Here is a 12,822-nt window from a genome sequence, read left to right on the forward strand (position 1 = left end):
CGTAGTGCTTTGGGAGTTTTTGTGAAGCAGATTTTGCGCTCACTGCTGGGCAAGAAGAAACCTGGGCGTTCAGATGAACCACGCCCATCGGTCTATCAGGCAGTAAAGCCCAAAGCTGGCTCCACCAGTACATCTCGCCCTTCTGAGAACAAGGCCTCCGCGCCCCAAAAATCAGACAACACCGAGTCCACCACCGGTGCAAAGCCCACGACGCCGCAAGGCAAGTCCAAGGACCAAGCCAAGGAGAAGCCTACAAAGGCCCCCGAGGCCAAACCCGCGGCTGAGGGCACCCCCCGCCCCAGCACCGCGAAACCGCACGCTTCTCAGACCAATTCCGCTCAACCGCAACAGGTTAAGCGGTCCGCGCAGACACCTGCAGCCAAGGAGCCAAAGGCCAAGCCTGCCACTCAAAAGTCTGCGCCTAAGCCTGCCGGCGCCAAGCAAGACGCGCCAGGGGTTTCTCCTAAAGCAGCTACAAAGAAGCAGGCAGAATCGCGCGCGCCGGAAAAGAAGCCACAGCGCAACGCACATGAGCCGGTTCAGCGTCCACGCCGCGGTGCGAATTTTAGTACCCCGCCTTCCCAGGCCGCCTCAAAAGACGACTCTGCCCGTGGTGCTTCCCCTAAACCTGCCGCAAAGCCTTCTCGGCAAGAGACCGGAAGGCCCTCACAGCAGGCTCGGCCTGCCACGCAAAAGCCAGCGCAGCCTCCCAAGCCATCCACTCCGCCTAGCGCAAAAAAGGCTTCCCAGAAAGCGGCGGCACCGCGCTCGTCCGCAACTGAAGCAAAGACGGTTTCTAAACCGGCCGCACAACAAAAATCCCAGCCGCAACAGCCCAAGCCTGCCACCACCAAACCGTCCCCAAGTAAACAGCAAACGCACAAGCCAGGCCCACAGAAACGCGTACAGGCACACCCGACAAAGGAACAGTCCAAGCCACAGCCATCATCACCTAAGAAGAAGGCTCAGCCTTCTAATCGTTCCCAGCCATCTCAAGGCAAAAGTTCATCGCGCACGCCTACGGCACCACAGCAGAAGTCTGCCCCAGCAGCATCATCGAACGCCCCAGCGCCGAAGAAGGGCACCACTGCCCCAAAGCCACAGGAAAACACCCCAAAGGGCGCAGCGAACGCTCCCCAAAAGCAAACTAAGCCGGCTCAGAATAAATCCGCCGCCAAGGAGGAGAAGGCAGCGACAGCAAAGCCTCAGCAAGGCAGCCCTTCACAAACCAACCTCCACAAGCAGCAGCCGCAGGGACAGCAGCCACGGCCCAAGGAGTCTATGCCACAGGGCAAGGCCAAGAAGGCTACAAAGCTGCGTCCACAGGTAAAGCCAACCGATATCAGCCGCGGATTGGCCCGAAAGTCACAACAGGTAGGCACTCCCACCCCGGCTCAGCAAAATCCAGCACGCGCTGCCCAGAAGTCAAAGGATAAGCAACAGCCTGAACAGCCTCAGCCGAAGCAGGTAAAGCCCCAAGCTGCTTCTAAGGGAGCATCTGCCAAGGCAGGCAAGTCCGCGGCTGAGGGCGCCATCGCGGGCTCGGGTGCGGTAGCCGCTACCGCCGCAGAGAAGAAGCGCGAAAACGCGCAGTCGCCCCAGTCACAGCAACCAGCGTCCGATAAGAAAAAGGCCCAAGCTGTGGCGACGCAGGCACCAGCGGCTGCGAATAAACCTGCACCTCAGAAGGCTCCGGCTGGGCAGTCAGAAGGCAAGTCCAAATATCCGCTTCAAAAACAGACCAAGGACCCTGAGGCGCTGGCGACACCGCCGGAGAGCAAGGTAGTCAAGAAGAAGCGCCATGCCCGCCTCCGCCAGGTCAAGGGGCTTGACGGACTGCGCGGCCTCGCGGTCATTGCCGTGGTGCTCTATCACTTCTTCCCTGCCCTCCTTCCCGGAGGTTACTTGGGCGTTGACCTCTTTTTCGTCCTTTCCGGATTCCTCATCACCTCGTTGCTGGTGCGTGAATTCCGTACCTCCGGCAGGATTAGCTTGAAGGACTTCTGGGTGCGACGATTCCGGCGTATCCTCCCAGCCGCAGTATCAGTTCTCGTCATGTGCACCGCACTGGTGGCATGGATCGGCGGGGACTTAGCGGTGGGCTTGCGCCAACAGTTCTTGGGCACTTTGTTCTTTGTCAATAACTGGACACAAATTGCGACCTCCCAGTCCTACTTCGCGGACAATGAGATTCAGGTCTTTGCCCACTATTGGTCGCTGGCCGTGGAAGAGCAGTTCTATGTAATTTGGCCGCTCCTTATCACGGGCATTTTCCTCATTTCTCGCCATAAGCCGCGCCGACTTCCTATCCTCGTGTCCACGCTTTTAGCCCTCGGATCCGCCGTGGCCATGGCGCTTATCTTCGTGCCCGGTGAGGACCCGACGCGTGTCTACTACGGCACAGACACCCACGCTTTTGGCCTGCTCACTGGCGCCGTGCTGTCTCTCCTGATGACTTCTACCCAATCGAATCCACAGGCCGATTCTTGGGCCGCGGCGGGCAAGGCTGAATCCCGCATCGCTGGAGTCATCGGCACTTTGGCTCTCATCGGCTACGGTGCGCAGCTATTCCTCATGCCGGATGACGCGGAGTTCACCTACCGCGGTGGGCTCTTCCTCACCAGCGTGCTCGGTGTCCTTATGGTGTGGGGCGTGGTCCGCGAATACGGTCCTATGACCCCGCTATTTAGGACCAAGGTCATGCGCTGGTTTGGTCAGCGGTCCTTTTCGCTATATCTCTGGCATTGGCCGGTCATCATGATGCTCAAGGCGCTTTTCGAGGGCAACCAGAATTCCGATAAATCGTGGATTCTGGGCCTGGTGGCCGTACCTATTTCGCTGCTACTGTCCGAGATTTCCTACCAGTTCATTGAGAATCCTTTCCGCCGCGGCGGCTATAAGAAGACATGGAACACCTACTGGTCGTCCCGCCCAGGTTTTAGCGAATTGCGCGACGGATTTGGCAAAACCATGTGGCCGGTAGTCCCGTTCCTCGTCATCGCCTCGGTGGCCGGGGTAGTCTACGGCGTAATTAACTCCAGCGATAAGACCGAGTTGGAGCAGCAATTAGAGCAGCTTCAGCAGCAGAACCAGAGCAGCAACAATGCTCCGGCTCAACCTAATGATGCTGCCCCGCAGCCGCCTGTCGCGGGCGACGCCGACAAGGATGACTCGAAGAATACGAAGACCCGCCCCATGCCGCAGGGCAAGGACATTACCGCCATCGGTGACTCAGTGATGCTGGCTTCTAGCGGCGCCCTCAAACAACGCTTCCCGCAGATTTACGTCGACGCAGACGTATCCCGCCACTACACTGCAGGCATTCAGATTCTGCAGCAACTCAAGGATTCCGGAAAGCTGCGCAATACCGTCTTCCTCGGGTTCGGTACCAATGGCCCTGCCTTCCCGGATCAGATCAAGGAAGCTCTCGATATCATCGGCAAAGACCGCACCGTTGTCATGGCTGTACCTTATGGTGACCGTGAATGGATGTCCCAGTCCCAGCAGGATGTCCTCGACGCAGCCAAAGAATACGACAATGTATACGTCGCTGACTGGTGCGGACACGCTCAGAGCGACCCCGCAATCCTCTATTCCGATGGTGTTCACCCAATGCCAGAGCGCACCGGCGAGTACTCGGACGCATTCTACGATGCTCTGCAGCAGTACTCGAAATACGACAAGACCGTGTCCTCGCAGTGCGTGCCGCAGTAAGGCAAAGGCAATATGGGGAGGTAACGGCGTCGGCAAGCGCCTAGCCCCTCCCCCGCCCTTCGCGCTCACGGAGGGCTCGTGCTCCACGGATAGCAACGACCACAGTGAGCGCGAAGGGTAGTGAGCTAAAGGAAAAGGCTCGTCTTCTACCACGTGGTAGAAGACGAGCCTTTTCTCTTTAGGATTAGTCGACGGAAAATTCGCCCATCTTGTCCCAGCCGGTGCGGCCGTCAATATGGACGTTAATGATGTCTGGGGTTTCCACGAGGTACTTCGGGAACTCCTCGGTCGAGCGCTGGAAGTGCTCGCTCTGGACGTGCTCGACATCCTTGCCGTCGGCGTAGGACTCCAGAAGCAAGAAACGCTGACGATCTTCTGGATCGCGGAACCACTTGAAGTTGATGCAGCCCGGCTCTGCATTGCAGGCCTCGGTGTACCAGTTGATTTCATCGAGGAAGGTCTCTGCGTATTCGGGCTTGACGTGGAACTGTACGTTGATCAAAATCATGCCCCAATTCTACCGGCGCCGTGCGGCTTCGTCATCGTTTCAGATGAATGCTAAGAACGCGGCGGAATCGAGGCTTGGGGAAAAGTTTAGTTGAGGAAGAACTCCGCAACATAGATGTAGGTCCCGTCGTAGGCGGTTGCCACGCCAAAGCCGTGCTGGGGAGCAGCGTTGACCGGGACATCGCGGTTGAACCAGTTCAGGCGATCTTGCGCCTGCTGTTCGCTAAGGCGACGAACTGTGCCCTGGCCCTCGTCCTTGTGATTCAAACCGTGAGCAATGCCGCCCTTGTACTCAAGCTTGCCGGCAGCACCTTGATTGGCCCATTCCTGGGCGATAGCCGCTGCACGCGCATCTTTATGGTGCCCAGCCTTTTCGAGGTGGGCGGTGGTGGCGGCGCCTAGCTGGCCGGCAACCTTGGGCGCCTGGCCCACCGGTTTGGCGAGGAATTCTGGCAGCGGGATATTGTACTTCTCAGCCAGCTCATAGGCCTGCGGCGGCAGGGTGAGGCGGAAATCTTCTAAAGCGGCGAAGGGATCAGAAGAAAGCTGCTGAGCCTGCGAAGAAGCCTGCTGGATCTGTGGCGGCAAGGCCGGCTGAGCAGAGGCCACGGTGGAAGTACCGGTGACGACAAGAGCGGTGGATACGGTGGCTACGATTGCGCGGTGAGAAAGCTTCATGCCCTCCACCGTGCCATAAAGCACGAGCAGTGTGGAAGGCGTTTCCGTGGTGCTCAGGCATTTCGATACAACTTTGTTATGGTCCCCCGTGTCTTATGACCGACAGAGATACTGGGACAATTGCCCACAGCGAATTTTTCTTTAGTACTGCGAAAGGTTGTTGACTGTTGCTGGACGTATTGACCGGTTTTGCAATCATTTTCGTAGTCATCGGTGTGGGATTTGTGCTGGCGCACAGGGGCGTTATTGGCAAAGGCGAGGCACGATTGCAATTCAATCGAACGGCCTTTTGGGCGGCCACGCCGGCACTCATTTTCTCCAGCGTGGCTAAATCCGATACCTCTGCCTTCGTGTCCCCAGTGGTGGCTGTTATAGCTGCTGCATCCATCGCCACCATGGCGTTGTATTGGCTGTGTAGCCAGTTATTCTTTTCCCGCAGCGGTGCCGAAACCATGGCCGGTGCCGCAGCGGCAAGCTATTACAACTCAGTCAATATCGGTCTGCCCATCGCTACCTATGTCATTGGTGATGCCACGTATGCTATCCCGGCCTTAGTTCTGCAAATGGCGGTGCTTTCTCCGTTTATCATCGCGGGGCTCAATGCGCAGGGTACAAGCCTGCAATCTATATGGCGCTCCGTAGTCTCAGGGGTTACCGCGCCCGTAGTGTTGGCAGCGGTGGCGGGATTCATAGTCTCCGCGGCAAGGTGGCAGGTACCGGAAGTAGTAATGAAGCCACTGGAGATTCTGGGCGGCGCCTCTATCCCCATGATTCTCATGAGCTTTGGTGCCTCTTTAAAGGGCGACGCGCTGCTGGAGGAAGACCGCCTGCCCACCATTACCGCGACGGTATTGAAGTTGGTGGGAATGCCCGCTATCGCGCTGGCCGTTGGTGCAGCGCTAGGTCTTGACGGCGCGGAGTTGTATGCTGCGTTAATTCTGGCTGCCTTGCCCACGGCACAGAACGTGTACAACTATGCCGCCACCTATGAGGTAGGAGAAACCGTAGCCCGGGATACGGTTTTTCTCACGACCTTCCTCTCGCTGCCGGCGATGTTGGCGATCGCGGCCCTGTTTGGCTAAACACCTAGTAAACGCCGACGTCGAGCGCGGCGAATTCGTGCTGTAGCTCATCGGGGTCGATGGCTCCTGCCACGTCTGGACCTGCGATGGCGGCAAAGCCATCAAGTACCGATGCTCCATAGTTGTGACCGTGCCCATCGGAAACGTCTTTTGCACCGGGCAGATCGGCCGCCACTTGGAGAGAGGAGATGATGGGCATCCATCGCATCACGCGCTCGGCAGAATACGGCGTCCGTTCGCGCATCCAATCCGGCTCTTTGAAAGCCATCTGTGGAGACCACCAGGCCACTGGGTCCGAGGGATGTTGGATATAGAGCATGCGGGTGCGTCCCCACTCTTCTTCCGGCACCGGTCCCCACTGGCGTACCTGCGCGTCATCGTTAGCAAAACGCACCACGAGGCCCCCGGCGTATTCGGGGGAAATTTCGGAGGATCCGGGATCACGCCTTTCCACAAATTGCGTGCGCAGGCGATTGAAGTGCGGCGGGCCGGTAAGGAGGATTCCGTCCACAGAATTGGCAATATCACGCACTCCAGAAAACGCTGCTTCGATGCCCGTAGTACCCAAGGATTCGCCGTATAAGTAGAGCTTCGGGCGCTTGCGTTCTGGCAGACCGTTCCACCAGTCCACGATGGGGTTGATGAACTCTTCCCCGGCGCGCTCTACCTGGCCACCGCCCGATAGGAAGTGCAGGGCGGAAGGCATAGCGGAGTATTGGGCAGCCGCAATGGCGGTATCGCCACCGTAGAGTAGTTCGAAGGCTTGAGCAGAATAGGAAGACACCCAGCCCGTACCGGTGGTCATAATGAGAAGCAGGGCTTTGCGGTCTTGGGCGTGGGTGCGCTCGAGTTCGTCGATGAGCAGCTGCGCTCGCTCCTCATTCGAGTCACGATTGCCCAATCCGGCATAGGCGCGGATGGGTTCCTTGGCAGGCTTTCCGCTTACCTTCTCCAATTCCGCGCGGTGCGCACCGGAAGAAAGGAAACGCGAGCCCTGCAGGCCCACGCCGTTCCAGTCCACACGGGACTGCGGGGAACCACTGCGCTCTGCGGACATGGGCCGCTTCATGGCGGGATCGGGGTCGGCGTTTTGAGCGGTAAAGATCCTCTCGCCCACGCCAACGATGGCGCCAGGGATGAGGTTTTCCACGGTATACGTGCCCACTAGGGCAACGATGAGCACCGCACCCACGACGCGGTAGGCGGCGCGAAAGCGGTGGGGAAAGTGGCTGGAGAGCCAACGCACGCAAAAGCGCAGCACGCGCAGAATAAAAAGGAAAGCAGTGAATACTGCAAGAGCGAGCGGAACCACAAGAAGATAGCTGGCAATGGTCGGCGCTGGGGCGGCTAGGGCATCTGCAAGTTGACGCTGCCAGCGCACGGCGAAGACCGCAAAGCCCACCATCCACAGCACAAAAACTCCGGTGGCGATGCGAGAAGCAAGGCGGTAGCGCCGGGGCGGCCACGTGGTGGCATCGAGCCAGGAATACCGTGGTGCCGCATAACGCACTACGAGGCGGTACCACACGTGTTTGAGGGCAATACCCAGCGTATAACCAAGTCCTGCGGCAATGCCGGAGACCAGCCCTTGGTAGAGCCAGTCACGCGGCAGGAGGGATGGGGTAAGGCCTAGGGTAAAAAGCGCCGCAGCGCCGATAATGCCCCACAGGTCAAGGTGGCCGACGATATCGGCGATGCGGGCTTCTACCCTTCGAGCTTCTCCCCCAACTCTAGCCATTCCATCTCCAGTTCCTCGTAGGCGCTACGGTTGTCCTTTAGTTCTCCGTCTAGCTCGGTCAAGGCTTGAGTGTCGACCTTTTCCGCGGCAGTCGCCATCTTCTCATTAATCTGCGCGGCCGCCTTCTCGAGCTTGTGCATCTTGCGCTCCAGCGCGTTCATTTTCTTGGTGATTTCACGTTCTTGCTGGGAAGAGAGCTTCTTTTCCGGCTTAGGAGCAGAGCTGTCTGGCTTCTTTTCGCCCAAGTTGAGCACGCCGGAGTTGTGTTGCGCCTCAAGTGCGGCGCGCTTGCGCAGGTACTCATCGATGCCGCCGGGAAGGTTGGTGAGTTTGCCATCGCCAAAGAGCGCATAGGTATTGTCCGCGATGCGCTCAATGAGGTAGCGATCGTGCGAGATAACCACCATCGTGCCCGGCCAAGAGTCAAGGAGAGACTCCAGTTCCTGTAGGGTATCGATGTCGAGGTCGTTGGTGGGCTCATCGAGCAACAGCACATTGGGCTCGGCCATCAGTACGCGGGTGAGCTGCAAGCGGCGGCGCTCGCCGCCGGAGAGATCCCCCACCGGGGTGCGCTGGCGCTTGGCGGAAAACCCTAGGCGCTCAGCAAGTTGGGAGGCAGAAAGTTCCTTTTTGCCGAGCTGGACATAGGTGGCAACGTCCTCGACGGCGTCGATAAGCCGACGCTGCGGATCCAAGTCATCGAGCTCTTGGCGCAACCAGCCAAGGCGCACGGTTTGGCCCTCGATGCGCTTGCCGGCCGCCAGCTCGTATTCGCCGGCCAGGGTGCGCAGCAGCGTGGTCTTGCCGGAGCCATTGACGCCTACCAAACCAATGCGCTCGCCGGGGGCTAGGCGCCAGGTAAGGTGATCCGCCAAGGTGCGACCGTCTGGGGACTTCACGGTGGCATCCTCAAGCTCGATGACCACGCGGCCTTGGCGCTGCTTAGAAAAGGCCATGAGCTCGACCTTATTGCGCGGCTCCGGCACGTCTGCGATGAGCGCCTCGGCAGCTTCAATCCGGTAGCGCGGCTTGGACGTGCGGGCAGGCGCGCCACGACGCAACCATGCCAGCTCTTTGCGGGCGAGGTTCTTGCGTCGCTGTTCCATGGCATCGGCCTGGCGGGCGCGCTCGGCGCGGGCGAAGGTCCAATCGTTGTAGCCGCCCTCGTAGGTATCAACCACGCCATCGTGGACTTCCCAGGTCCACGTGGCTACGGTGTCGAGGAACCAGCGATCGTGGGTGACCACGACTACGGCCAAGTTGCGCTTAAGGAGGTGATCTGCGAGCCACTGCACTCCCTCCACGTCAAGGTGGTTGGTGGGCTCATCGAGCACCACGAGATCCAAGTCCTGTACCAGCGCGGCGGCTAGGTTCACGCGGCGGCGCTCGCCACCGGAGAGTGAGCCAACTGGGGTATCCAATCCCAAATCCACAATGCCCAGGCCGCCCAAGACATCGCGCACCTTGGCATTGGATGCCCACTCATAGGTTTCCAGTTCGAGGGGTTCGATAATGACTTGGGCGATGGTCAGTTCATCGGGTAGATCGAAGCGCTGGGTGACCACGGCCATGCGTAGATCAGAGGTATGGGATACGCGGCCGGCATCGGGTGGTTCGATGCCGGTAAGTACCTCCAGCAAGGTGGTTTTGCCACCGCCATTAACGCCGACGATGCCGATGCGATCGCCGCTTTGCACACCTAGGGACACCCCGTCTAAAAGGGTTTTTAATCCATAAGTTTTGCTGACTTGCTCGAGGTTAATCAGGTTTGCCATAACGAGTGTCCATCTTAATACCTCCCTGCCTGTACCCCCGCATTTCTGCAACCTATTGCTATTGATTTTCAAGTCCAATACTCTGCCAATGTATGAAACGCTACACACTTTCTCTCTGCGCCGTGCTTTCCACTGCGGCGATAGCCATCACTTCCTGCTCTGCCCCCACCGAGGAAGAAAAGGACTCACTGCACTCCCACGACCACGCACATAGCGAGGCCAAGCATGCCCATGAACACGACCATGACCATGACCACGAGCACGGCCATGACCACGCCGGACACTCACACGAAGGCTTTGAAGCCGAAGAGGGAGAAACCGAGGTAGCCCAGCTGCCCACCCGCATCGTTATCTCCCATGCGGATGGTCTAACCGCCTATGACGCCAAACGGGCAAAGTAATCGGCGAGGACAAGATGAATGCCTTCCTTCGTCTCAGCGATGCCGGCGATAATCGCCACGTCATGGTGACTAGGGGCGATAGCTTCCTCACCTACGACACTGGGCGCATCACCAAGGGCCATGGCGATCACAACCACTACTACACCGCTGAGCCCGCGCTTGGCGACGCCCCCATTAAGGCACCGCATGCCGGCCACGTGGTCCACCACGATGGCTTTACCGCACTATTTTCCGATGGTGATGGCGTGGCAAAGATTTATAAGACCGAAGACATTGGCAAAAAGGACGCCCAGCCAGTCAATACCGTTGACACCGGGGCCGCACACCACGGCGTGGCCGTACCGCTGAAGGATGGCTCGGTGGTCATCACTAAGGGCACCGAGGACGAGCGCCACACCATCCAGCATCTGGATAAGGAGGGCAAAGTTCTTACTGAGACCACCAAATGCCCTGGTGTCCACGGCGAGGCTGCCGCTGGAAACGGCAATATTTTCTTTGGCTGCGAGGACGGCCCGGTGGTCTTTGATGGCAAGGAGTTCCACAAGGTAGACGCCTCTGCTTATGCCGGTGCAGGCGGCTACCAGCGCTCTGGCAATGCCGCCGGTTCGGAAGAATCCGATGTCATCCTGGCCGATAATAAGACCGACAAAGACGCAGAGCTCGAACGCCCTACCTCCGTAACCTTGGTAGATACCAAGGATTTTTCGGCCAAGAAGGTAGACCTCGATGCTTCTTATTGGTTCCGCTCCCTAGCCCGCGGCCCGCTGGGCGAGGCACTTGTGCTGACCACCGACGGCAAACTCAACGTCATCGACCCAGATTCCGGTGAAATCACCAAGCAGATTGATGCCATCTCCCGGTGGAAGGAAAACAAGGAATGGCAGCAACCAGGACCTATCCTTCAGGCTGCCGATGGCTATGCCTTTATCACTGACGCCCAGAAGAAGCAGCTCGTAGTCATTGACCTCCTGCAGGAAAAGGAAGTCAACCGCTTCGACCTCGACATCGAGCCCACCGAAATGACGGTGCTCTAGCTACAGCACCACGGCGCCGCTAGCTGGCCCCTTGGTAGCCACTCCCTTGGTTCCGGGAATCTCCACCGTCACTTGGGACACTACTTCCTGAGCTTCTTCTGCCCCAGCGCAAAGGAAGGCACAGGTCGGACCACTGCCGGAGACAATCCCTGCTAGGGCTCCGGCGGCCACACCGGCCTCCAGGGTCTTGCGCAGGTCTGGGCGCAACGACAGCGCTGCCGGCTGCAAATCGTTATGCAAGTGCTGCGCCACTCGGTGCGGATCGCCCGAGATGAGCGCCTGCGATACCGCTGCGGTGTCCATGTGTGGCTCACCTCCGCGGCCCTTTTCCCGCATCTCATCGAGCTTATGAAAGACCTGCGGGGTAGAAAGCCCACGGTCCGAGGCGATGAGCGCCCAATCGTAGGTACCGCGCGTCATCATCGGGGTCAGCTGTTCGCCGCGCCCCGTGCCGAGCGCGGTGCCTCCCAGCAAGGTGAAGGGAACATCCGAGCCCAATGCCGCGCCCAGCGCGTCTAGGATTGGCTCCCCCACCGAATCGATGCCGTAATAGCCGCCATAGCAGCGCTCGGCCAATCGCAGCGCGGCCGCCGCATCCGCCGAACCACCTGCCATGCCACCGGCGGTAGGAATGGCTTTGTGGATTTCCAGCGCTACCTCCGGCAGCGCCTTCGGCCCATGGGTGCTGTACAGGTACTGCATGATACGGTTTACCGCGGTCCACGCTAGGTTCGTATAGTCTTCTGGCACGCCCTGCGCGTGAGGGCCTGTAACCTTCAGGCCCTGAATGCGTGGCTTATCTACCTCGGGGTTCCCCAAGTCAGTCAGCGTTACTGTGTCATGTAGCTCTAAGGACTGAAAAACACTGGCAAGCTCATGAAACCCATCCTCTCGCGGTTCCTCCACTCCCAGGTGAATATTGACCTTGGAGTGAGCCCGCGCCGTGTAGACGAATGGTTCGTTATCGATGGGGGCGGTCATTAGATTCCTGCCAATCGTACGAAGTCCTCCACGGCGAGCTTTTCGCCGCGTTGCTTCGGATCGATGTCCGCAGCTCGCAATGCTTCCTCGGCGGCTGCTCCCGAACCAAAGTGACCCGACAATGCCGCACGCAGGGTCTTGCGGCGTTGGGCAAAGGCGGCGTCGATAACCGGCCAGACCTTAGCACGCGACTCGTCAGTGACGGGCCACGGAGCAGAGTCGAAGACGTCAATACGCACCAACCCAGACTCAATATTGGGCGCGGGCCAAAAGACGTTCTTACCAATCGTGCCCGCCTTGGAGACCTTGCCATAAAATCCCGCTTTGACCGAAGGCACGCCGTACACCTTGCTGCCCGGCTGCGCAGCTAGGCGGTCCGCCACCTCTAGCTGGACCATAACCAGCACGCGACGAATGGAAGGAAAAGTCTCCAATAGGTGCAGCAGCACCGGGACGGCCACGTTATACGGCAAGTTGGCTACCAGAGCGGTCGGCTCAGTGACGTCAGCTTCTGTTACCCGCAGTGCGTCCTTTTCCACCACCTGAAGGCGCTGGGCATATTCCGGGGCGCGCTCAGCCACGGTATCGGGCAGCTGTGCAGCCAGGCGCGAGTCGATTTCTACCGCGGTAACTTCTTCCACAGCCTCTACCAGGCCGAGGGTTAGCGAGCCCAAGCCCGGCCCCACCTCGAGGACGCGGTCTGCGGGATCCAACTCGGCCGCAGCGACGATGCGCCGAATGGTATTCGGATCATGCAGAAAGTTCTGCCCTAGCTTCTTCGTGGGCGCAATGTTGAGCTTCTCCGCGAGGGCGCGGATCTCTACGGGGCCCAAAAGCGCGGCGCCGGTGGAATCAGTCATGCCTTCTAACTTAGTAGAAGAGATGAAAAAGCCGCACACCACTTAGGTGTGC

Annotated in this window: 10 protein-coding genes; 4 read left to right on the forward strand and 6 right to left on the reverse strand. The window is 59.1% G+C overall.

What is annotated here, in order from left to right:
* Positions 1-21 precede the first annotated feature (21 nt).
* Positions 22-3,714, forward strand: coding sequence for an acyltransferase family protein (locus WMP96_RS09585; RefSeq protein ID WP_301716297.1), 3,693 nt, complete (start codon positions 22-24; stop codon positions 3,712-3,714).
* Positions 3,715-3,898: 184 nt separating this feature from the next.
* On the opposite strand, the gene WMP96_RS09590 is transcribed toward WMP96_RS09585, so the two are convergent.
* Positions 3,899-4,222 (reverse strand): putative quinol monooxygenase, encoded by a 324-nt coding sequence (locus WMP96_RS09590; protein ID WP_301716296.1) that lies wholly within the window; start codon positions 4,220-4,222, stop codon positions 3,899-3,901.
* Positions 4,223-4,308: 86 nt separating this feature from the next.
* Entirely contained in the window at positions 4,309-4,899 is a 591-nt protein-coding gene (locus tag WMP96_RS09595) for a hypothetical protein (RefSeq protein ID WP_200287916.1), read from the reverse strand.
* A 167-nt stretch (positions 4,900-5,066) separates the two neighbouring features.
* Here WMP96_RS09595 and WMP96_RS09600 point away from each other — a divergent pair, with 167 nt between their 5' ends.
* Positions 5,067-5,981, forward strand: a complete 915-nt coding sequence (locus WMP96_RS09600) for an AEC family transporter (protein WP_284798989.1) — start codon at positions 5,067-5,069, stop codon at positions 5,979-5,981.
* Between the two features lie 4 nt (positions 5,982-5,985).
* Here WMP96_RS09600 and WMP96_RS09605 read toward each other — a convergent pair whose 3' ends face one another.
* Positions 5,986-7,719 (reverse strand): alpha/beta-hydrolase family protein, encoded by a 1,734-nt coding sequence (locus WMP96_RS09605; RefSeq protein ID WP_200287920.1) that lies wholly within the window; start codon positions 7,717-7,719, stop codon positions 5,986-5,988.
* Entirely contained in the window at positions 7,686-9,494 is a 1,809-nt protein-coding gene (locus WMP96_RS09610; protein WP_023021951.1) for an ABC-F family ATP-binding cassette domain-containing protein, read from the reverse strand. Before WMP96_RS09610 ends, WMP96_RS09605 begins: the two co-directional genes overlap by 34 nt.
* A gap of 92 nt (positions 9,495-9,586) precedes the next feature.
* Here WMP96_RS09610 and WMP96_RS09615 point away from each other — a divergent pair, with 92 nt between their 5' ends.
* On the forward strand, positions 9,587-9,895 hold the full coding sequence (locus WMP96_RS09615; RefSeq protein WP_340433132.1) for a hypothetical protein: 309 nt from the start codon (positions 9,587-9,589) through the stop codon (positions 9,893-9,895).
* A 14-nt stretch (positions 9,896-9,909) separates the two neighbouring features.
* Entirely contained in the window at positions 9,910-10,929 is a 1,020-nt protein-coding gene (locus tag WMP96_RS09620) for a hypothetical protein (RefSeq protein WP_340433134.1), read from the forward strand.
* Here WMP96_RS09620 and WMP96_RS09625 read toward each other — a convergent pair whose 3' ends face one another.
* Positions 10,930-11,910, reverse strand: a complete 981-nt coding sequence (locus WMP96_RS09625) for a 4-(cytidine 5'-diphospho)-2-C-methyl-D-erythritol kinase (RefSeq protein WP_200287928.1) — start codon at positions 11,908-11,910, stop codon at positions 10,930-10,932.
* Complete coding sequence (gene rsmA, locus WMP96_RS09630) at positions 11,910-12,770, reverse strand: 16S rRNA (adenine(1518)-N(6)/adenine(1519)-N(6))-dimethyltransferase RsmA (RefSeq protein ID WP_301716294.1); 861 nt, start codon at positions 12,768-12,770, stop codon at positions 11,910-11,912. The genes WMP96_RS09625 and rsmA overlap by 1 nt, the downstream gene beginning before the upstream one ends.
* Positions 12,771-12,822: the final 52 nt, after the last annotated feature.

It is taken from the genome of Corynebacterium sp. KPL4035, from assembly GCF_037908325.1.
In the GTDB taxonomy this organism is placed as follows: domain Bacteria; phylum Actinomycetota; class Actinomycetes; order Mycobacteriales; family Mycobacteriaceae; genus Corynebacterium; species Corynebacterium kefirresidentii.

Bases quoted from the DNA above. Each gene is read 5' to 3' on its own strand.
- WMP96_RS09590 (WP_301716296.1), bottom strand. From the start codon at position 4,222: ATGATTTTGATCAACGTACAGTTCCACGTCAAGCCCGAATACGCAGAG.
- WMP96_RS09595 (WP_200287916.1), bottom strand. From the start codon at position 4,899: ATGAAGCTTTCTCACCGCGCAATCGTAGCCACCGTATCCACCGCTCTT.
- WMP96_RS09605 (WP_200287920.1), bottom strand. From the start codon at position 7,719: ATGGCTAGAGTTGGGGGAGAAGCTCGAAGGGTAGAAGCCCGCATCGCC.
- WMP96_RS09610 (WP_023021951.1), bottom strand. From the start codon at position 9,494: ATGGCAAACCTGATTAACCTCGAGCAAGTCAGCAAAACTTATGGATTA.
- WMP96_RS09615 (WP_340433132.1), top strand. From the start codon at position 9,587: ATGAAACGCTACACACTTTCTCTCTGCGCCGTGCTTTCCACTGCGGCG.
- WMP96_RS09620 (WP_340433134.1), top strand. From the start codon at position 9,910: ATGAATGCCTTCCTTCGTCTCAGCGATGCCGGCGATAATCGCCACGTC.
- WMP96_RS09625 (WP_200287928.1), bottom strand. From the start codon at position 11,910: ATGACCGCCCCCATCGATAACGAACCATTCGTCTACACGGCGCGGGCT.
- rsmA (WP_301716294.1), bottom strand. From the start codon at position 12,770: ATGACTGATTCCACCGGCGCCGCGCTTTTGGGCCCCGTAGAGATCCGC.